The organism is Azospira sp. MPR-LB4 (genome assembly GCF_058809525.1).
Window position 1 is genome coordinate 2,870,511 of the sequence record NZ_CM179521.1, and the last position, 19,931, is coordinate 2,890,441.

The window sequence follows — 19,931 nt, forward strand, 5'->3', positions numbered from 1 at the left end:
TTCCGGCTTTGGGCTACAATTGACATTTCACCCGTGCTCCGGGATTATTCATAATTATGAGCCATACTTAATAGTATGGATGCCAGTAGGGTTTTTCGCAAAGGTTTTGCCATGAATGCAGTCGCAGCCGCCGTTTCCGCCACTTCTCCCGCCGCCAATAGTGCTTCCGCCCATGCTGCCACCGACAAGCCGGTGTGGAGCCTGGAGCAGGTGCAGGCCCTGTTCGATCTGCCTTTCATGGACCTGGTCTTCCGCGCCCAGCAGGTGCACCGGGAAAACTTCGACCCCAATGCGATCCAGCGTTCCACCCTGCTCTCCGTGAAGACCGGCGGCTGTTCCGAGGACTGCGGCTACTGTTCCCAGTCCGCCCGCTACAGCACCGACGTGGAGCGGGAAGCCCTGCTGCCCCTGGATGACGTGCTCAAGGCCGCCCAGGCCGCCAAGGACCGGGGTGCATCCCGCTTCTGCATGGGCGCCGCCTGGCGCGGTCCGAAGGACAAGGACCTGGACAAGGTCACCGAAATGATTTCCGCCGTCAAGGCCCTGGGTCTGCAGACCTGCGTCACCCTGGGCATGCTCAAGGACGGCCAGGCCGAAAAGCTGAAGGATGCCGGCCTCGACTACTACAACCACAACCTGGACACGGACAAGGAATTCTACGGCCAGGTGATCAAGAGCCATTGCCAGGAAGATCGTATCGACACCCTGGAGCAGGTGCGGGATGCCGGCATCAACGTCTGTTCCGGCGGCATCATCGGCATGGGCGAGACCCGCAAGAACCGGGCGGCCCTCATCGCCCAGCTGGCCAACCTGCCCAAGGCGCCGGAATCCGTGCCCATCAACAACCTGGTGCCGATTCCCGGCACGCCCCTGGCCAACGTCAATCCGGTGGACGGTATCGAGTTCGTGCGCACCATCGCCGCCGCCCGCATCACCATGCCCACCTCCTATGTGCGCCTCTCCGCCGGTCGCCACGAGATGAGCGAGGAACTGCAGACCCTGTGCTTCCTGGCCGGTGCCAATTCCATCTTCTACGGCGAAGCGCTCCTGACTACCGGCAACTCCCAGGCCGACCAGGACGACGCCATGTTCGCCAAGCTCGGCCTCAAGCCCGTCTAAGCCCCATGGAACAGGCCGCGGCTCCCCTGGTGGACGACCGCCAGGTGCGGCGCGCCTTTGCGCGTGCCGCCGCCGGCTACGACGGCGCCGCCTTTGTCGCCCGGGAAGTGGGCGGCCGTATGGCCGAACGTCTCGACTACGTGCGCCTGGAACCGGCGCGCATCCTCGATCTGGGCTGCGCCACCGGCGCCGACCTGGCGCCTCTCCAGGCCCGCTATCCCCAGGCCCTCACCGTTGGTGTGGACGCCGTGCCGGCCATGCTGGACCAGGCCCGGCGCCAGCATCCGGCCAGTGGCCCGTTGCTTTCCCGGCTTCCCGCCTGGCTCGGCGGTGGCTCCCGGGGGCCGGCCCTGGCGGGCGGCGAGGCGGCCCGGCTGCCCTTTGCCGGAGGCAGTTTCTCCCTGCTCTGGTCCAACCTCATGCTGCACTGGGTGAATGACCCGGAACCGGTGCTCAAGGAATTGCATCGCACCCTGGAAGTCGGGGGGCTGCTGATGTTTTCCACCTTCGGCCCGGATACGCTGAAGGAATTGCGGGCCGCCTTCGGTGATGGCTACGCCCACACCCAGCGCTTCATCGACATGCACGACTGGGGCGATCTGCTGGTCCATTGCGGTTTCGCCGATCCGGTGATGGACATGGAAATCCTCACCCTGACCTATCCGGACTTTGACGCCCTGGCTGCCGAACTGAAGGCCGCCGGCGACACCGTCGCCATGACGGCGCGCCGCCACGGCCTGATGACGCCCCGTCTGTGGCGCCAGGCAGCCGCCGCCTTCGCCGCCAAGGCCAGGGACGGCCGGGTGCCGGTGACGCTGGAGGTGGTCTACGGCCACGCCTGGAAAACGGCGCCGAAGAAGACTGCCGACGGGCGCAGCATCGTCCGCTTCGATCGAAACCGCCCCTAGCGGTCAAGCCTTCCCCATCTTCCCGATACTGGCGGGCCCTGGGCGCACGAGTGCCCAGGGCCCTTTGTTTTAGCGCTTCTTCGGCTCCCCCAGGGCCGCCACCGCGTCCCGCTTCATGAAGACGACAGGCTGCACTGCCGGCGGCGTGCTGCGGGTCGGCCAGGGGCCGTTCAGCCGGATGCGTTCCACCACGCGCCATCCCAGCAGGATGGCCAGGACCAGGGCGTAGATGATGGGGTCCAGCAGGGCCACCCGTTTCACCAGCCACAGGTAATGCACCACCCCCAGGATCGCCACCGCATAGACGGCCCGGTGCAGGCTCTGCCAGCGCTTGCCGCCGAGGCTGCGGATGGCGGCGTGGCTGGAGGTCAGGGCCAGGGGCAGCATCAGCAGGAAGGCGGTGGCGCCGACGGTGATGAAGGGGCGCTTCCAGATGTCCCGGGCGATGGCGTCCACGTCCCAGAACTGGTCCAGCCAGAGGTAGGTGAGCAGGTGCAGGCAGCCGTAGGCGAAGGCCGTCAGCCCCAGCATGCGGCGCAGGCGCAGCAGCCAGTGCCAGCCGGAGAGCTTGCGCAGGGGCGAGACGCACAGGGTGAGAAAGAGGAAGTTGAGGGTCCAGATGCCCATGCCCCGGGTCAGGGCTTCGATGGGATTGGCCCCAAGGCTGTCCGACCACAGGCCGTGGGCGTAGTGCAGGGCCGGCAGCAGGGTGAGCAGGAACAGGGCGGCCTTGATGGCGGAGAGTTGGCGCGGGGTGGGCTGGAAGGTCATGGGCGGAAGATGTCAGAAGAAGCGGCGCAGGTCCATGCCGCTGTAGAGGCCGGCCACCTGGTCGGCGTAACCGTTGAAGGGAAGGGTCTTGCGCTTGATGAATTCGCCGATGCGGCGCTCCGTCGCCTGGCTCCAGCGGGGATGGTCCACCGCCGGATTGACGTTGGAGTAGAAGCCGTATTCGCTGGGGCCGGCCTTCATCCAGGTGCTGCGGGGCTGTTCGCGGACGAAGCGGATGCGCACGATGGACTTGGCGCTCTTGAAACCGTACTTCCACGGCACCACCAGACGGATCGGCGCCCCGTTCTGGGCCGGCAGCACCTCGCCATAGAGGCCGACGGCGAGCAGGGTCAGGGGGTGCTGGGCCTCGTCCAGGCGCAGTCCTTCCACATAGGGCCAGTCCAGCAACGGAGAGCGGACGCCGGGCATCTGCTGGGGGTCCGCCAGCGTGACGAATTCGACGAAGCGGGCCTGGCCGTTGGGTTCCACCTGCCGGATCAGCTCCGCCAGGGGAAAGCCGACCCAGGGAATCACCATGCTCCAGCCTTCGACACAGCGCATGCGGTAGATGCGCTCCTCCAGGGGCGCCAGCTTCAGCAGGTCGTCGATGGAAAAGGTGCGGGGGCGCTTGATTTCCCCTTCCACGGTGACGGTCCACGGCCGGGTCTTGAGGCGGCCGGGCGCGTGGCGGGCCGGGTCCTCCTTGTCCGTGCCGAACTCGTAGAAGTTGTTGTAGCCGGTGACCGACTTGAGGGGCGTCAGCTTTTCGTCGCTGCTCAAGGGGCTGGGGCGCAGGGTGCCGAGGCTGCCGGCCTGGCTGATCTGGGGCAGCCCCAGGCCGGCCAGGGCGGCGCCGGCGCCGAGGCCTTTGAGCAGGGCACGGCGACCCCGGGCCAGGGGCTCCGGCGTAATCTCGGATGGCAGCAGGTCGGGGGGGCGGCGGATCAGCATGGGCGGCTCCGGAGGTGAGGATTGGGCAGGCTCGGGGCGGGCCGGCCTAGCGGGCTTCCAGTTGTTGATAGACCTGGGTGGCGATGGTGCCCAGGCTTGCCTTGTCCAGCGTGCCGGACAAAGCATAGCCGAAGCGACCGTCCACCCAGTAGAAAACGCTGACGTCCCCTTCCCGGCTGAAACGGAAGGAGGTGTCGCCACTGCCGGTGCCTTCGCCGCTGACATAGAGGGTCAGGCGCTGGCCGCCCCCGTCCTGGTACATGAACAGGGCCACGGGGCCCTGGCCGCCCGGCAGCAGGCGCCCGCCCACCAGTTCGAAGCCCTGGGCGCCGAGGCGGGGCGGGTGCAGGGGAGCGCCGAGCCGTTTCGACAGCCAGGCGGCCAGATGGGTTTCCTGGTCGGCGCCGACTTCCACCGGGTGGCGCACCTCCGGTGCATACACCGCGTGGGCGATGGCCGCCTGGCGGGGCAGGGCTGCAGCCAGGCTGGGCGACGGCAGGTAGGTATGGGCCTGCCAGCCGGCCAGGGCGCCCGACAGCACCAGCAGTACCGCGGCGGCGCTCTGCCAGGGCCAGGTGAGGAAGCGCTGCCGGAGGAGGGGCGCCGGCCGGGGCAGTTCCTGCAGGTGCGGTGGAATGTCCTCCTCCAGCACCGGCTGGAAGAGGGATTGCAGGCCCCGGTTCTGGGCCTGGTAGGCCTGCAGTCGGTCGTGGGTGTCGGGATGCTGTTCCAGGTACGACTCCACCTGCGCTTGCCGCTCGGCGGGCAGGCGCCGGTCCGCCCAGGCCTGGAGCTCGTCTTCGTGAATGGGTTGGGGCGTCATGGTACGACCCTCAAATGGGTGACGCCGGACTCCGGCGCCATGAGGCGGCGCAGATGCTCGCGGCCGCGAAAGAGGCGCGACATGACGGTGCCCCGGGGGATGGCCAGGGTTTGGGCTATGGCGTCGTAGCTCATGTCTTCCAGTGCCACCAGCAGGATCACCGCCCGTTGCTCCTCCGGCAGGCGGTAGAGGGCTGCCGCCAGGTCGGCCAGTTCCAGGGCGTCGCTCTGGGTGGGCCGGGTACCCGGTTCCGGGATTCGCTCGTCCAGTGGCTGGGGGGCGATGCCGGGGCGGCGCAGCTGATCCAGGCGCAGGTTGTGCATGATGGAGAACAGCCAGGGACGCAGGGGGCGGTCATCCTGCCAGCTGCGGCGCCGGCTCCAGGCCCGTTCCAGGGTGTCCTGCACCAGGTCGTCCGCCGCCGCCCGGTCGCCCACCAGGGCCCGGGCGTAGCGGCGTAGCCGGGGTATCTCGGCCAGGAGCGGCGCTTCCTCCATGGTTCAGGGCTTGGCCACGTGCCAGACGTTGTTTACGCCGTCGCCGCTGCGGTCTCCCGGCTTCTGGTCCTTGACCCAGTAGTAGAGGGGCTTGCCCCGGTAGGCCCACTGCTTCTTGCCGTCGTCCCGGGTGAGGATGCTGAAGTGGCCGTTGGCCCGGTCCATCTCGTTGGCGAACAGGGGCGGCCAGTTGCTGGCACAGGGGCCGTTGCAGACGCTCTTGCTGCCGTCCGCCGGGTCCTTGTCGAAGACGTAGAGGGTCATGCCGTTGCTGCCGGTGAGGGCGTCCTGGGCGACCGTGGCTGGAGCGGGGCCGCCGTAACTGGCGCAGGCGGCCAGTCCGGTGGCGAGAACGATGCCGGCGATGTAGGTGTGGATTTTCATGGTGATCTCCGTAGGGTGATGTTGCATACGGATATACGGAAATCCCCGGCTGCCAATTCCCTCCGGCGGCAAATAATTTCCGTGGCTGGCGGTAGGACCGCCGGCGCCGGAAAAAATGCCGCAGAAAAAGAAAAAGGGTGGCAAACGCCACCCTTTTCGGTGCTGCTGGGAGTGCGGCTTAGCGCAGGCCGGCAGCGTACTCGGCCACGGCCTTGATTTCCTGGTCGCTCATCTTGGCAGCGATGGTGCGCATCATCTTTTCCGGATCGTTGCCGCGCTCGCCGGAGCGGAAGGTCTTCAGCTGGTTCTCGGTGTATTCAGCCCACTGGCCGGCCAGACGGGGGAACTGGGCGGGCAGGCCGGCACCGGCAGCGCCGTGACAGCCGGCACAGGCGGGGATGCCCTTCTTCACGTCGCCGGCGCGCCACAGCTTCTGGCCCTGGGCCACCAGCTTTTCGTCCTTGGCCACCTGGGGCTTCAGGGTCTGGGCGGCGAAGTAGGCGGCCACGTTCTTCATGTCGTCTTCGGTGGCCAGGGTGGCGGCCATGCCGGCCATGATGGCGTTGTTGCGCAGGGGCGCCTTGCCGTCGGCACCGGGCTTGAAGTTGGACAGCTGTTTGACGATGTATTCGGGGATCTGGCCGGCCAGGTTGGGGTTGGCGGCAGCCAGGCTGTTGCCGTCGGTGCCGTGACAGGCGCCGCAGACGGCTTCAGCAATGGGCTTGCCCTTGGCGGGGTCCGGTTTGGCAGCAGCTTCCGGGTTGGCGTGGGCGGTGAAGCTGGCGGCGAGCAGAAGCGCCAGAGCCGTGGTGCGAATCATGTCCAAACTCCTTCTATCGATCCAAAAAATTCGGTATAGACGCTAGGCCGCCGGAGCGGGATCGCGCGGCCCCTCCCGGGAGGCCAGGGTTATTCTTTGAGCATTGCTGCGGCCGGAGTTTGCCTCGCCTGGGGGCTGAACCCCGTGAAAGCAAAAGCCGAAACCCTGCTATTCTATATCACTTCGGTGCTCCGAAGCGAGGAGCGGAAAAAGGAGAAGGCCCACCATGGCCCTGTTTCAAAAGGCGGTTTTTTTAACCACCGTCGCCCATTTGCGGGATCTGCCCGAGGACGCCCTGGCGGAGGTGGCTTTTGCCGGCCGTTCCAATGCCGGCAAGTCGTCCGCCATCAATACCCTGGCCAACCATACCCGGCTGGCTTTCGTTTCCAAAACCCCCGGCCGCACCCAGCACCTGAACTTCTTCAAGCTGGAAGAGGGCAAGTTCCTGGTCGATCTGCCCGGCTACGGCTATGCCAAGGCGCCGGAGGAAATCCGTTCCCAGTGGGAGGGCCTGCTCGGCCCCTACCTGCAGCACCGCGGGCCGTTGTCCGGCCTGGTGCTGATCATGGACAGCCGCCATCCCCTGACGGAGCTGGACCAGAACCTGATCGACTGGTTTGCCGCCACGGGCAAGCCCCTGCACATCATGCTGTCCAAGGCGGACAAGCTGACGCGGCAGGAACAGTCCCTGGTTTTGCGTCAGGTCAAGGCCGCCATGGCCGATCTGGGGGAACGTTGCACCGTCCAGCTGTTCTCCAGCCTGAAGAAGACCGGCGTCGAGGAGGCGGAGAAGGTGATTGCCGGCTGGATGGGCATGGAAGTGCCGCTGCCGCGCCCGGCGCCGCCGCCCCGGCCGATCCGTTCGGCCAAGAGCGCCGCCGGTGCCAAGCAGAACCGGACCCACGCCCCGGGCAACAAGAAAGCCGTGCTGGCGGGGGGCAAACCGGCCAAACCGAAGCCGGCCAAGGCTCCGGCACAGAAATAAAAAAGCCCCCGGTAAAGGGGTAACCGGGGGCCGAAATGCCTTAATTAACTTGATTAAGGCACCCGCTCAGGGAGGTAAAGCGGGAGACGGTGTGAGCCATCTGCGTTCTAAGAGAGGCCTTGGGGGAGAGAAGTTCCCAAACTGTGCAATTTTTTTGAAAATTTTTTACTGGGTTCAGAACCGCCTGCCATGACTAGCCAAACCATCCCCGGAAAGTTCTCCGCCACCCGCATGCGGCGCATGCGCCGCGATGATTTCTCCCGTCGTCTGATGCGTGAGTCCGTGCTCACTGCGGACGACCTGATCTATCCCGTTTTCGTCCTCGAAGGCAGCCAGCGCAGCGAAGCCGTCGCCTCCATGCCCGGCGTCTGCCGCCAGAGCCTGGACCTGCTGCTGCATACCGCCGAGCGCGCCCTCAAGCTGGGCGTGCCCGCCCTGGCCCTGTTCCCGGTGGTGGACGGCAGCCGCAAGAGCCTGGATGCGGCCGAGGCCTACAATCCGGAAGGCCTGGTGCCCACCGTGGTGCAGGCCCTGAAGAAGGAATTCCCGGAGCTGGGCGTCATCACCGACGTGGCCCTCGACCCCTACACCATCCATGGCCAGGACGGGCTGATCGACGCCAGCGGCTACGTGCTCAACGACGAGACCGTGGAAGTGCTGATCAAGCAGGCTGTCTGCCACGCCCAGGCCGGCGCCGACGTGGTGGCGCCCTCCGACATGATGGATGGCCGCATCGGCAGCATCCGCCAGGCCCTGGAAGCGGAAAAGCTGATCTACACCCGCATCCTGGCCTATTCCGCCAAGTACGCCTCCGCCTTCTACGGCCCCTTCCGCGACGCCGTCGGTTCCGCCGCCAACCTGGGCAAGGGCAACAAGTACACCTACCAGATGGACCCGGCCAATACGGACGAGGCCCTGCGGGAAGTGGCCCAGGACCTGGAAGAGGGTGCCGACATGGTGATGGTGAAGCCGGGCATGCCCTATCTGGACATCGTGCGCCGGGTCAAGGAGCAGTTCGGCGTGCCGACCTACGCCTACCAGGTGAGCGGCGAGTACGCCATGCTCAAGGCCGCCATCCAGAACGGCTGGCTGGCCGAGGAGGCCTGCGTCCTGGAAGCCCTGCTGTCCTTCAAGCGGGCCGGCGCCGACGGCATCCTCACCTACTTTGCCCTGGATGCGGCGGAGTGGCTGCGCAAGTAAGCGGTCGCTTACTCCAATGAAAAAGGGCGCCGCGGCGCCCTTTTTCATTGTCCATGGCGATTGGAAGTCAGGCTGCCTGGCTGAGGCAGGCCCCGTACAGCATGGGCCATTGCTGGGGCCATTGGGCCAGGGGCTCCCGGCTGAAGCCGCTCTTGGTGTATTGCTGCCAGCGGCCGCTGACGTGGCACAGCAGCAGGTTGGCCAGGGCGGCGAAGTCGGTGGCGGGGCTCAGGTCCTCCTGGGTGGCCGCCACCTTGAGGGACTGCCGCAGGGCCGCCTCCAGCTTCTCCAGCAACAGGTTGATGCGGGCCTGCAGGCGCTCGTTTTCGTGCACCAGGGCATCGCCGGTGAGGACCCGGGTCATGCCCCGGTTGCGCTGGGCAAAGCCCAGCAGCAGGTGCAGGATCAGTTCCACCTGCTTCAGGCCCATTTCCTCTTCCGCCGTGATCTGGTTGATGAGGCCCAGCAGGCTGGTCTCGATGAATTCGATGAGGCCCTCGAACATCTGGGCCTTGCTGGCGAAGTGACGGTAAAGGGCGGCCTCGGAGCATTCGAGGCGGGCGGCCAGGGCGGCCGTGGTGATCTTCTCGCCCTGGGGCTGTTCCAGCATGGCCGCCAGGGTTTGCAGTATCTGCAGCTTGCGTTCGCCGGGCTTGCTGGCCATGGTGCTTCTCCCCCTTGTTGTTGGTGGGGAAATTATAGCTGGCGCAGGGCCCGGGGCAGGTCCAGGATGTTGCGCAGGGTGACGTCCACATAGGCCGGCTGGCGCAGCCTGGCGGCGGAGTCAGTGCTCACCCAGACGGTCTTCAGGCCGAGCCGTTTGGCCGTGGCCAGGTTCGGCAGGCTGTCCTCCACCATGATGCAGCGGTGCGGATTCAGGCCCTCGGCCCGGAACAGGTGGCGAAAGCCGTGGCTCTCGGGCTTGGGCCGGAAACGCACCCGCTCCACCGAATAGGCGGCGGCGAAGCAGTCGGCGATGCCGGTGGCCTCGAGCACGGCCTCGGTGTAGTGCTGGGGACCGTTGGAGAAGACGATCTTGCGTCCCGGCAGGCGCTGCAGCATGGCTTTGACCCCCCGCTGGAAGACGATGCCGGGCAGCAATACCTCCAGGTCGTGGGTTTCCCGCAGGAAATGGTGGGGGTCGATGTCGTGGTGCCGCATCAGGCCCAGCAGGGTGGCGCCGTAGCGGTGCCAGTAGTCCTGGCGCAGGGCCTGGGCGGCCGCCTCGTCCAGGGCCAGGTGGCGCTGGATGTAGGCGGTCATGGCCCGGTTGATGTGGGGGAAGATGTGGGGGCTGGCGTTGTGCAGGGTGTTGTCCAGATCGAAGATCCAGACCGGCTGGCCACCCTGCCGCCAGCCCCGGGGCATGGCCATCAGTGGCTCTTGATCATGGTGCCGACGCCGTGGTCGGTGAGGATTTCCAGCAGCAGGGCATGTTCCACCCGGCCGTCGATGATGTGCACGCTCTTCACGCCGTTGCGGGCGGCATCCAGGGCGGAGCTGATCTTGGGCAGCATGCCGCCGGAGAGAGTGCCGTCCTCCACCATGTCGTCGATCTGCTTGGGGGTGATGCCGGTGATGAGCTGGCCGGCCTTGTCCAGCACCCCGGGGGTGTTGGTCAGCAGCACCAGCTTCTCGGCCTTGAGCACCTCGGCCACCTTGCCTGCCACCACGTCGGCATTGATGTTGTAGGTTTCGCCATCCTTGCCGACACCGATGGGGGCGATCACCGGGATGAAGCCGGCGCCTTCCAGGTTGCCGATGAGGGAGGGGTCGATCTGCACGATGTCGCCCACCTGGCCCACGTCGATCAGGTCGTCGGGGTTTTCCTTGTTCGGCAGCAGCAGCTTCTTGGCCCGGATCATGCCGCCATCCTTGCCGGTGAGGCCCACGGCCTTGCCGCCGGCGCGGTTGATGAGATTGACCACGTCCTTGTTCACCTGGCCGCCCAGGACCATTTCCACCACTTCCATGGTTTCGGCGTCGGTGACGCGCATGCCCTGGATGAATTCGCCCTTCTTGCCGACCCGGCCGAGCATGTTCTCGATCTGGGGGCCGCCGCCATGGACCACCACCACGTTCATGCCCACCAGCTTCAGCAGCACCACGTCCCGGGCGAAGCATTGCTTGAGGTGCTCGTCGGTCATGGCGTTGCCGCCGTATTTGACGACGATGGTGCGGCCGTGGAAGCGCTTGATGTAGGGCAGGGCTTCGGCCAGGATGGCGGCCTGCTGGGCGGGGGTGGGGGTGGTCATGGTGTTTCCCGAATGAAAGACCCGGGAATTCTACCCGCCGGGGGGCGGAAAGAAAAAGCCGGCAGTGGCTGCCGGCTGTCTGGGGAGCGGCGCAGGCTCAGTCGATGGTGAGGCGCTTGCTGCTGGCGGCGGCCCGTTTGGGCAGGGTCAGTTCCAGCACGCCGTCGTTGAACCTGGCGGACGCCTGGGCGTCATCGATGTCCTGGGCCACCTGGAAGGAGCGGGAAACCTTGCCGAAGTAGCGTTCGGAGCGCAGCAGGCGCTGGCCTTCCTTCACTTCCTTCTCCTGCTTGACCTCGGCGCTGATGGCCACGGTGTTGCCTTCCACATGGACGTGGATGTCCTCCTTCTTCACGCCCGGCAGTTCGGCGTGTACCAGATAGGCCTTTTCATCTTCCTTGACGTCCATCTTGATGCTGGGCGCCTGGGTCTGGTTGGAAAACTCCACCGGGCGCACGAAGAAACCCCGGAACAGGTCGTCGAGCGGGTCCAGTCCGGCTTGGCTGAGGCGGGTCAGGTGATTGCTCATGATGATCTCTCCTTCAAGGACTCAGGGCGGATGCCATATCCATACGGCACCTTCTGTTTCCTATATAGGGCATGGCAAAAACTTTTCAAGGGCGTGCGTTCAGCCCCTCCCCGCGGGCTTCCCAGTACTCGTTGCAGCGGCCCCGGGCCAGGCTCTGGGCGAACTTGGGGCTGCGGATCTGGGGCTCCTCATAGACCCGGCGCGCCAGGGCCTGGAGAAAGGCGGCATGGGCCTCTTCGGCCGGCAGGGGGCGCAGGGGGCGCCCCTTGTCCCGGTCACCGAGGGCCTGCAGGGCCACGTCCTCGGCCCGGTTGCACAGCCTCAGGCGGGGCGCGTCCGGGTGGTCGTCGGCCACCGCCACCGGATGGCCGTGGGCCAGGACCAGGGAGGAACAGAGGAGCAGCAGGCTGAACAGGGCGGGACGGCGCATGGCGGAGATGGGACGGGAATGACGATGGCCAATGGAAGCACGAAGGCCGCCAGCAGCGCCAGGGCTGGCATCAAAAAGGGACGGGCATGACGAGCCGGGGTGCCGGCAGGGCAAGGCGTGGTGGGGCGCTGTGGCAGTAGCGGCCTGGGATGGCCGTCCCTTGGGCCTCTAGGGCTGGGCCAGCTGGAGAATGGCGTCCCGGTTGGTCCAGGAGAAGACCTTGTCAGCAGCTTCCGGCCAGGGCAGCCAGCAGTAGTCCAGGTGTTCGCCCGGTGCCAGGGTCACCGGGCGGGGCGCCGGCAGCTCCAGGGAATAGACGTGCTCGGTGTTGTGGGTGACGCCGGGGGCGTAGCGGTGGCGCCATTCGAGAAAGATCTCGAAGACGTGGCTCTGCTGCCAGTTGCGCAGGGGCAGACCTTCGCCGGCGATGTCGATGCCGGTCTCCTCCAGCACCTCGCGCCGGGCCGTGGTGTCGAGGGGCTCGTCGCCCTCCTGGCTGCCGGTGACGGACTGCCAGTAGCCCGGGTGGGAGGCGCGCTCGAGCAGGAGAATCTGCCGCTCCGGGGTGTGGATCAGCACCAGGACGGAAACGGGCCGCTTGTAGGGCTTGGGCGTTTCGCCCGGGGTGGCGCTCACGCCGGCAGGGAATCCAGGGCCAGGCCGGGGACGGCGAACAGGGCCCACAGGGGGCGGCCCTGCTCCCGCCATTCGTCGCCGGCGGCCTGCAGCACGGCGATGAGGGTATCCACTGGGCTGTCCTCGTCATCTTCATCCGCGCCCGCGGCAGGGGCGCCGGTGAACAGCAGCAGGCAGCCCTGGCCCGGGCTGGCCGCCAGGTCGGTGAGGCAGTCGTAGAGGGCGTCGAAATTGGCGCCGTAGTGTTCGGGGAATTGCAACTGCCGTCCCAGCTCGGCGAGGAAGTCGCCGTCCAGGCCGATCTCGGCCACGCTCAGGCCCAGTTGCCGGGCGGCGGCCAGGGCGGTCGGCGCCTGGTCCGGGCGCAGGCGGTAGGGGCCGGCCAGGTCGGCCTTGGCCAGCAGGGCGGGAAAGTCGGGCGTGCGGGATGGTTTGCCGGTCATGGTTCAGTCCCGCAGACGACGGAAGCTGCGGTAGTGGTCGTCGGTGTAGTAGAAGACCACCGGCGGCTGGCCGCCGGCGATGAGGCGGCGGGCGCCCCGGTTACGGGCGCCGGGGGTGTCCACCGTGTACTCGCGGTAGTAGCCCCGGGGCTGCAGGGGCAGGCGCCGTTCGAAGTTGCCGAAGGTGCTGCCGTCCTTGGGGTAGGGGAAGGGGCCGCCGCGATGGATCAGGTTGAGGGTGGTGCGGGCCTCGGCCGGCAGCTCCTGGACGGAGACGCTGGCATCGCCGAAAGCCGGGCCGGGATTGGGTTCCCGGGCCGCGGCCGGCCCCGCCAGCAGCCCGCCCAGCAGGGCCAGGCCGGCCAGCAGGGAGGGCAGGAGGCGGGAGCGGCGCATGGCGGCGGGCTTGCTTTAGCCCTTGCTGACTTCGACCTGGGCTTCCACCTTCTGGCGCAGGCGGATGTGCAGCTCCTTCAGCTGCTTCTCGTCCACGTCGGAGGGAGCGTCGGTGAGCAGGCACTGGGCGCGCTGGGTCTTGGGGAAGGCGATGACGTCGCGGATGGATTCGGCGCCGGCCATCATGGTGACGATGCGATCCAGACCGAAGGCCAGGCCGCCGTGGGGCGGGGCGCCGTACTTGAGGGCGTCGAGCAGGAAGCCGAACTTGAGCTGCTGCTCTTCCGCACCGATGTTGAGGGCTTCGAAAACCTTGGCCTGCACGTCGGCCTTGTGGATACGCACGGAGCCGCCGCCGATTTCCCAGCCGTTGAGGGCCAGGTCATAGGCCTTGGCCAGGCACTTGCCCGGATCGGTGAAGAGGAACTCCTCGTGGCCGTCCTTGGGGCTGGTGAAGGGGTGGTGGCAGGCGGTCCAGCGCTTGTCTTCCTCGTCGTACTCGAACATGGGGAAATCCACCACCCACAGGGGTTCCCAGGCCTTGCCGTTGAGGTAGCCCTTCTCGTGGCCGAGCTTGACGCGCAGGGCGCCGAGGGCGTCGTTCACCACCTTGGTCTTGTCGGCGCCGAAGAAGATCAGGTCGCCGGACTGGGCGCCGGTGCGCTCCAGGATGCCCTTGAGGGCGGCTTCGTGCAGGTTCTTGACGATGGGGGACTGCAGGCCGGTCTCGTTGGGCTGGGAGGCGTCATTGACCTTGATGTAGGCCAGGCCCTTGGCGCCGTAGATGCCGACGAACTTGGTGTATTCGTCGATCTCGCCCCGGGTCAGGCTGGCACCGCCGGGCACGCGCAGGGCGGCGACACGGCCGCCGCTGGTGGCCGGGCCGGAGAAGACCTTGAAGGCCACGTCGGCCACCAGGTCGGTGACTTCGGTCAGTTCCAGGGTGACGCGCAGGTCCGGCTTGTCGGAGCCGAAACGGTTCATGGCTTCGGCGTAAGTCATGCGCGGGAAGGGGGCGGGCAGCTCGACGGCCAGGGCTTCCTTGAAGACGTAGCGCACCATCTCTTCCATGATGGCGGTGATCTGGTCTTCGGTGAGGAAGGAGGTCTCGATATCGACCTGGGTGAATTCGGGCTGGCGGTCGGCGCGCAGGTCCTCGTCGCGGAAGCACTTGGTGATCTGGTAGTAGCGGTCGAAGCCGGCCACCATCAGCATCTGCTTGAACAGCTGGGGGGACTGGGGCAGGGCGAAGAACTGGCCCGGATGCACGCGGGAGGGCACCAGGTAGTCGCGGGCGCCTTCCGGGGTGCTCTTGGTGAGCATGGGGGTTTCGATGTCGATGAAGCCCTGGCCGTCGAGGAAGCGGCGGAAGGCCATGGCCGTCTTGTAGCGCAGCATCATGTTCTTCTGCATCTGGGGCCGGCGCAGGTCAATGACCCGGTTGGTCAGGCGCACGTTCTCGGACAGGTTGTCGTCGTCCAGCTGGAACGGGGGCGTCACCGCAGCATTGAGCACTTCGATTTCATGGCAGAGGATTTCGATCTCGCCGCTGGCCATGTTGGGGTTCACGGTGCCTTCGGGGCGGGGGCGGACCTTGCCGGTGATCTTCAGCACGAACTCGTTGCGCACGGACTCGGCCACCTTGAACATGTCGGCCCGGTCCGGGTCGCACACCACCTGGGCCAGGCCTTCCCGGTCCCGCAGGTCGATGAAGATGACGCCGCCGTGGTCGCGCCGCCGGTGAGCCCAGCCGCAAAGGGTGACTTCCTGGCCGTTCAGGCCGGAATTGAGTTGTCCGCAATAATGAGTACGCATGGTGATTCCAGAAGGGTTGATTCTTGTGGTTCAGTGATGGGGCTGGGGCGGCGGCAGGTGCCGGGCCGGCGGTGCGACGACGCCCATGGAAATGATGTACTTGAGGGCCTCGTCCACGCTCATTTCCAGTTCGATCGTGTCGCTGCGCGGCAGCATCAGGAAAAAGCCGGAAGTGGGGTTGGGCGTGGTCGGCACATAGACGCTGACGTAGTCGCCCACCAGGTGATTGACCACGTCGCCGCCGGGCTGGCCGGTGAGGAAGGCGATGGTCCAGGAGCCCTGGCGCGGGTATTGCACCAGCAGGGCCTTGCGGAAAGCCTGGCCGCTCTGGGAGAAGAGGGTGTCGGAAACCTGCTTGACGCTGTTATAGACCGAATTGACCACCGGGATGCGGGCCAGCAGCTTTTCCCACCAGCGCACCAGCTTTTCGCCGATGAAGTTGGCAGCCGCCACCCCGGTGACGAGGATGATCAGCAGGGTGAGGATGGCGCCGGCCCCCGGAATGTCGAAGCCGAACAGGTTGCGCGGATGGATCGCCTCCGGCAGCAGCCGCAGCGACTGATCCATGGTGCCGATGATCAGGTTCAGCACCCAGGCCGTGATGGCCAGGGGCACCCAGATCAGCAGCCCGGTGATGAAATAGCGTTTGATCAGCTGCCCGCGCACGCGCATGCTCCGTCGCCGCCCTGGCAGGGCGGCGGGTTGTCGGACTTCTTGCTGCTGGCCGGGGAGGCGCCGCTACCGCCCTTGAAGTCGGTGGCGTACCAGCCGGAACCCTTGAGCTGGAAGCCGGCGGCAGAAATCTGCTTGGCGTAGCCGTCCTTGCCGCACTGGGGACAGGCGGTCAGGGGGGCGTCGCTCATCTTCTGCATGTGGTCCTGCTGATGGCCGCAGGCGGGGCAACGGTATTCGTAAATCGGCATGAGGAACTCCGGAAAAGCGAAATTATACCCGAACCGGGGCCGGCCTTATGCAGGCCCCGGCTGGGAAAATGGGGGTGAAACCCGGAGAATTCAAGCGGCTAGAGCAGCCGCAGGTAGGACTGGGTCAGTTCCTGGCCCCAGTACAGGGCCAGCAGGCCCGCAGCAGCCAGATAGGGACCGAAGGGAATGGGCACGTTGCGGCCCCTGCGGGCCAGCACGATCAGGGCCACGCCGACGACGGCGCCGACCAGGGAGGAGAGCAGGATGGTCAGGGGCAGCATCTGCCAGCCGAGCCAGGCGCCGATGGCGGCCAGCAGCTTGAAGTCGCCGTAGCCCATGCCTTCCTTGCCGGTGGCCAGCTTGAACAGCCAGTAGACGCTCCACAGGGACAGGTAGCCGACCATGGCGCCGATGACGGCGGAGCTGATGTCGGTGAAGGTGCCGGAGATGTTGAACAGCAGGCCGAGCCAGAGCAGGGGCAGGGTGATGGAGTCCGGCAGCAGCTGGGTGTCGAAGTCGATGCCGGTCAGGGCCACCATGGCCCACAGCAGCAACAGGGCGGCAGCTGCTGCCAGGGTCGGGCCGAAGTGCCACACCGTGAAGGCGGAGAGCAGGCCCGTGAAGGCTTCCACCAACGGGTAGCGCAGGGAAATCGGGGCCTGGCAACCGGAACAGCGGCCTTTGAGGAGCAGGAAGCTGAGGACCGGGATGTTCTCCCAGGCCCGGATGGCGTGGCCGCAATGGGGGCAACGGGAGGCCGGGGCGGCGAGGCTCAGCCGTTCCTTTTCCGGAGCCGTTTCCCCCCGCAGTTCGGCGCACTGCAGGTGCCAGTCCCGCTCCATCATCCGTGGCAGGCGGTGGATGACGACGTTGAGGAAGCTGCCGACCAGGAGGCCCAGGATTCCGGCCACAGCAGAGGCAAGGGCGGGACTTTCCAGTAGTAAAAATTCCATACTTAGACCACGGAGCCCATTTTGAAGATCGGCAGGTACATCGCCACCACCATGCCGCCGATGAGAACCCCCAATATGACCATGATGATTGGCTCCATCAGGCTGGAGAGGGCCGCAACAGAATCGTCCACTTCGGCTTCAAAGAAGTCCGCAACCTTGGACAGCATTGAGTCGAGGGCTCCAGATTCCTCACCGATGGCAACCATCTGGATCACCATGTTGGGGAACAGGTTCACATTCTGCATTGAGTTGGTCAGGCTGGTGCCGGTACTGACTTCGCTTTGGATCTGACGCGTTGCCATTTTGTAAACGTGGTTGCCTGAGGCTCCGCCCACTGAGTCCAATGCCTCAACCAGAGGAACGCCGGCGGCAAACATGGTTGCCAGGGTTCTCGTCCATCTGGCGATAACCGATTTCCGTATGAGGGGGCCGAAAATCGGCATCCTCAGCAATGCCTTGTCCATGGCAATCTGAACGGCCTCGGAGCGCTTCCACGACTCCAGGAAGGAATAGATACCTCCTCCCAATATGCCGAAGATCAAATACCAATAGGCAACGAAGAAGTCAGAAATCGCTATTACGACCAGTGTCGGGGCAGGAAGGTCCGCGCCAAACGATTTGAAAACCTCTTTGAACGCAGGAATTACAAAAATCATGATCACAGCCGTAATGCAAAAAGCTACGACAATCACGGCAATTGGATAGAACAGGGCTGACTTGATCTTGCTTTTGACGGCTAGGATTTTTTCCTTGTAGATGGCGAGTCGATCAAGGAGTGTATCGAGGATGCCGGCCTGCTCGCCGGCGCCGATCAAGTTGCAGAACAGGCTGTCGAAGTAAAGTGGGTACTTGCGGAAAGCTTGGTTCAGAGCGCTACCCGTTTCGACATCAGCCTTGATATCCAGCAGCAGTTTCCCGACAGCGGGGTTTGAGTGGCCTTTGCCAACGATGTCGAAGGCCTGGAGAAGCGGCACCCCAGATTTCATCATGGTGGCCAGCTGCCGGGTGAACAGGGTGATGTCCTTGTCGGTGATCTTGCCGCCACTCTTGAAACGCTGCTTGGATACCTTGGTAACCAGCACGCCTTGGCGCCGCAGGGTTGCCTGGACCACCGTTTCGCTGGTGGCACGCAATTCCCCCCGGATGATTTTCCCGGTCTTGTCCTTGCCTTCCCAAACAAAGACGAACTCCTTGATGCTTGGGTCGGCACGCTTGGTGTTTTGTGTGTTTTTGCCGGCAGTGGCCATGGGGGGCCTCTTTCTGAATGGTTATCAGGCGTTTGTCGTAGACAGCACTTCGTCCAGGGAGGTGACTCCCTGCTTTACTTTCAACAGGCCGGACTGACGCAAGTCCTTGACCCCTTCCTTTTTGGCCTGGGCAGCAATATCCATGGAGTTGCCATTGGCCATGATGATGCGCTGAATTTCCTCGGAAACCGGCATCACCTGGTAGATGCCTACCCGGCCCTTGAAACCGCCTCCCTTGCAGCGCTCGCATCCTTCCGGGTTGGGGCCATAGAGTGTCCAACTGCCATCCAGTTCTGCTTCGGTAAAGCCTGCATTCAGAAGGGTTTCGGTGGGGACGTGGAGCGGGACCTTGCAGTTGCACAGGCGGCGGGCCAGGCGCTGGGCGGTGATCAGGATGACGGACGAGGCAATGTTGAAGGTGGGGACGCCCATGTTCTTCAGGCGCTCCAGTGTCGTCGGGGCATCGTTGGTGTGCAGGGTGGATAGCACCATGTGGCCGGTCTGGGCCGCCTTGATTGCGATTTCGGCCGTGTCCAGATCGCGGATTTCACCCACCATGATGATGTCCGGATCCTGCCGCAGGAAGGACTTGAGGGCGGCGGAAAAGGTCAGACCTGCCTTGTCGTTGACGTTTACCTGGTTGATGCCGGCCAGGTTGATTTCTGCCGGGTCTTCCGCGGTGGAGATGTTGATGCCAGGCTTGTTCAGGATGTTGAGGCAGGTGTACAAGGATACGGTTTTACCGGAGCCGGTCGGGCCGGTTACCAGAACCATGCCATAAGGACGGTGGATGGCGTTGAGCAGGGCTTCCTTCTGTTCCGGCTCGTAGCCCAGCGCTTCGATGCCCAGCGTGGCGGAGGACGGATCCAGAATACGCATGACGATCTTTTCGCCATGCAGCGTTGGTAGCGTGCTGACCCGGAAGTCGATGGCTCTGGTTTTGGAAAGGACCAGCTTCATCCGGCCGTCTTGCGGGACCCGCTTCTCGGAAATGTCCATCCGGGAAATGACCTTGATGCGGGAAGCCACCTTTTCCTTGATTGCCAGGGGCGGATTGGCAACCTCTCGCAACTCGCCGTCGATGCGATAGCGGATGCGGTAAAACTTTTCATACGGCTCGAAGTGGATGTCGGAAGCGCCATCGTTGATCGCATCCAGCAGTATTTTCTGAATGAACTTGACGACCGGTGCGTCATCCACATCCAGGGAAACGGCTTCATCGGCCTTGGCCTGATCTTCTTCTTCCGCAAATTCGAGGTTCAAGTCCTCATTGGTGAGATTCTTGAGGTTTTCTTCTGCCGATTCCGAATATTTGACGACCAGCGGTGCCAGTTTGGGCTCTTCGACAACGACGGAGTCCACTGCCAAGCCTGTCTGGAAGCGAATTTCGTCCAAGGCCCGCAAATTTGTTGGGTCAGCTATCGCTACCGAGAGCCGGTTGCCGCGCTTGTTCAGCGGTATGACGCGGTGGGTGGCGATGAGCTTCCGGTCAATGGCGCTGGCCGGAATGTTGGCTTCATCGAAAGCGCTCAGATCAAGGACCGGGTAGCCGAACGTTTCTCCTGCGAATACGGCTATTTCCTTGGCGCTGGCCCGCTTGCCGGCGATCACCTGCTCAATGAATGTCGTGCCCTTTTCGCTGGCTTGGGCCATGAAGGCTTCGGCTTCGGCCTCTTTGAGGCGTCCAGCCTGGACCATGGCGCGCGCAAGACCACTTAGGGGAACCTGAAAAGTAGCTGCCATGACTCCTGCATCTGCGTGGGTTGGACTGAAGTGGGGCGGTAGCTATGCCGTCGTTATCGGGCTGATGATGCCCGCCGCGGGTCTTTTTGTAAAGTTGTGACGG

General features: G+C 65.0%; 24 protein-coding genes. 4 read left to right on the plus strand and 20 right to left on the minus strand.

Features of this window, described 5'->3' with window-relative positions:
• The first annotated feature begins 111 nt into the window (after positions 1-111).
• Both bioB and AC3QLZ_RS13475 read left to right on the plus strand, forming a co-directional pair.
• Positions 112-1,119 (plus strand): biotin synthase BioB, encoded by a 1,008-nt coding sequence (gene bioB, locus AC3QLZ_RS13470; protein WP_014236398.1) that lies wholly within the window; start codon positions 112-114, stop codon positions 1,117-1,119.
• A 5-nt stretch (positions 1,120-1,124) separates the two neighbouring features.
• The gene (locus tag AC3QLZ_RS13475) at positions 1,125-2,027 is read left to right on the plus strand and encodes a methyltransferase domain-containing protein (protein WP_014236399.1); all 903 of its coding nucleotides are present in this window, start codon (positions 1,125-1,127) and stop codon (positions 2,025-2,027) included.
• Between the two features lie 69 nt (positions 2,028-2,096).
• Here the strand turns inward: AC3QLZ_RS13475 and msrQ are convergent, their stop codons facing one another.
• The 6 genes from msrQ to AC3QLZ_RS13505 form a co-directional block, all read right to left on the minus strand.
• Complete coding sequence (msrQ, locus tag AC3QLZ_RS13480; RefSeq protein WP_014236400.1) at positions 2,097-2,798, minus strand: protein-methionine-sulfoxide reductase heme-binding subunit MsrQ; 702 nt, start codon at positions 2,796-2,798, stop codon at positions 2,097-2,099.
• Between the two features lie 12 nt (positions 2,799-2,810).
• On the minus strand, positions 2,811-3,749 hold the full coding sequence (gene msrP, locus AC3QLZ_RS13485) for a protein-methionine-sulfoxide reductase catalytic subunit MsrP (protein ID WP_014236401.1): 939 nt from the start codon (positions 3,747-3,749) through the stop codon (positions 2,811-2,813).
• Between the two features lie 46 nt (positions 3,750-3,795).
• Positions 3,796-4,572, minus strand: coding sequence for an anti-sigma factor family protein (locus tag AC3QLZ_RS13490; RefSeq protein ID WP_014236402.1), 777 nt, complete (start codon positions 4,570-4,572; stop codon positions 3,796-3,798).
• The gene (locus tag AC3QLZ_RS13495) at positions 4,569-5,069 is read right to left on the minus strand and encodes an RNA polymerase sigma factor (RefSeq protein ID WP_014236403.1); all 501 of its coding nucleotides are present in this window, start codon (positions 5,067-5,069) and stop codon (positions 4,569-4,571) included. The genes AC3QLZ_RS13490 and AC3QLZ_RS13495 overlap by 4 nt, the downstream gene beginning before the upstream one ends.
• 3 nt (positions 5,070-5,072) lie before the next feature.
• Entirely contained in the window at positions 5,073-5,453 is a 381-nt protein-coding gene (locus tag AC3QLZ_RS13500) for a COG4315 family predicted lipoprotein (protein WP_014236404.1), read from the minus strand.
• A gap of 178 nt (positions 5,454-5,631) precedes the next feature.
• Complete coding sequence (locus AC3QLZ_RS13505) at positions 5,632-6,273, minus strand: c-type cytochrome (RefSeq protein ID WP_014236405.1); 642 nt, start codon at positions 6,271-6,273, stop codon at positions 5,632-5,634.
• 226 nt (positions 6,274-6,499) lie between these two features.
• Here AC3QLZ_RS13505 and yihA point away from each other — a divergent pair, with 226 nt between their 5' ends.
• Together yihA and hemB are read left to right on the plus strand one after the other, a co-directional pair.
• On the plus strand, positions 6,500-7,258 hold the full coding sequence (yihA, locus tag AC3QLZ_RS13510) for a ribosome biogenesis GTP-binding protein YihA/YsxC (RefSeq protein WP_014236406.1): 759 nt from the start codon (positions 6,500-6,502) through the stop codon (positions 7,256-7,258).
• Positions 7,259-7,447: 189 nt separating this feature from the next.
• Entirely contained in the window at positions 7,448-8,458 is a 1,011-nt protein-coding gene (gene hemB, locus AC3QLZ_RS13515; RefSeq protein WP_014236407.1) for a porphobilinogen synthase, read from the plus strand.
• A 67-nt stretch (positions 8,459-8,525) separates the two neighbouring features.
• Here hemB and slmA read toward each other — a convergent pair whose 3' ends face one another.
• The 14 genes from slmA to pilB form a co-directional block, all read right to left on the minus strand.
• Entirely contained in the window at positions 8,526-9,122 is a 597-nt protein-coding gene (slmA, locus tag AC3QLZ_RS13520; protein WP_014236408.1) for a nucleoid occlusion factor SlmA, read from the minus strand.
• Between the two features lie 32 nt (positions 9,123-9,154).
• Positions 9,155-9,832: a pyrimidine 5'-nucleotidase gene (locus tag AC3QLZ_RS13525; RefSeq protein ID WP_014236409.1), complete on the minus strand. Its 678-nt coding sequence runs from the start codon at positions 9,830-9,832 to the stop codon at positions 9,155-9,157.
• Complete coding sequence (gene argB, locus AC3QLZ_RS13530) at positions 9,832-10,713, minus strand: acetylglutamate kinase (protein WP_014236410.1); 882 nt, start codon at positions 10,711-10,713, stop codon at positions 9,832-9,834. The genes AC3QLZ_RS13525 and argB overlap by 1 nt, the downstream gene beginning before the upstream one ends.
• 97 nt (positions 10,714-10,810) lie before the next feature.
• The gene (locus AC3QLZ_RS13535) at positions 10,811-11,242 is read right to left on the minus strand and encodes an Hsp20/alpha crystallin family protein (protein WP_014236411.1); all 432 of its coding nucleotides are present in this window, start codon (positions 11,240-11,242) and stop codon (positions 10,811-10,813) included.
• An 85-nt stretch (positions 11,243-11,327) separates the two neighbouring features.
• Positions 11,328-11,672 (minus strand): hypothetical protein, encoded by a 345-nt coding sequence (locus AC3QLZ_RS13540; RefSeq protein ID WP_014236412.1) that lies wholly within the window; start codon positions 11,670-11,672, stop codon positions 11,328-11,330.
• Positions 11,673-11,840: 168 nt separating this feature from the next.
• Complete coding sequence (gene nudB / locus AC3QLZ_RS13545) at positions 11,841-12,308, minus strand: dihydroneopterin triphosphate diphosphatase (protein ID WP_014236413.1); 468 nt, start codon at positions 12,306-12,308, stop codon at positions 11,841-11,843.
• A complete protein-coding gene (locus AC3QLZ_RS13550; RefSeq protein ID WP_014236414.1) occupies positions 12,305-12,751 on the minus strand; it encodes a barstar family protein in 447 nt (148 codons plus the stop codon). Before AC3QLZ_RS13550 ends, nudB begins: the two co-directional genes overlap by 4 nt.
• Positions 12,752-12,754: 3 nt before the next feature.
• Positions 12,755-13,147: a guanyl-specific ribonuclease gene (locus AC3QLZ_RS13555; RefSeq protein WP_014236415.1), complete on the minus strand. Its 393-nt coding sequence runs from the start codon at positions 13,145-13,147 to the stop codon at positions 12,755-12,757.
• Positions 13,148-13,162: 15 nt separating this feature from the next.
• Positions 13,163-14,962 (minus strand): aspartate--tRNA ligase, encoded by a 1,800-nt coding sequence (gene aspS / locus AC3QLZ_RS13560; RefSeq protein ID WP_014236416.1) that lies wholly within the window; start codon positions 14,960-14,962, stop codon positions 13,163-13,165.
• Positions 14,963-14,992: 30 nt separating this feature from the next.
• Positions 14,993-15,634, minus strand: a complete 642-nt coding sequence (locus AC3QLZ_RS13565; RefSeq protein ID WP_014236417.1) for a DUF502 domain-containing protein — start codon at positions 15,632-15,634, stop codon at positions 14,993-14,995.
• Positions 15,613-15,885, minus strand: a complete 273-nt coding sequence (locus AC3QLZ_RS13570) for an FmdB family zinc ribbon protein (protein WP_014236418.1) — start codon at positions 15,883-15,885, stop codon at positions 15,613-15,615. The genes AC3QLZ_RS13565 and AC3QLZ_RS13570 overlap by 22 nt, the downstream gene beginning before the upstream one ends.
• A 98-nt stretch (positions 15,886-15,983) precedes the next feature.
• Positions 15,984-16,838, minus strand: coding sequence for a prepilin peptidase (locus tag AC3QLZ_RS13575; RefSeq protein WP_014236419.1), 855 nt, complete (start codon positions 16,836-16,838; stop codon positions 15,984-15,986).
• Between the two features lie 2 nt (positions 16,839-16,840).
• The gene (locus AC3QLZ_RS13580; protein WP_014236420.1) at positions 16,841-18,085 is read right to left on the minus strand and encodes a type II secretion system F family protein; all 1,245 of its coding nucleotides are present in this window, start codon (positions 18,083-18,085) and stop codon (positions 16,841-16,843) included.
• A gap of 24 nt (positions 18,086-18,109) precedes the next feature.
• On the minus strand, positions 18,110-19,828 hold the full coding sequence (pilB, locus tag AC3QLZ_RS13585) for a type IV-A pilus assembly ATPase PilB (protein ID WP_014236421.1): 1,719 nt from the start codon (positions 19,826-19,828) through the stop codon (positions 18,110-18,112).
• Positions 19,829-19,931: the final 103 nt, after the last annotated feature.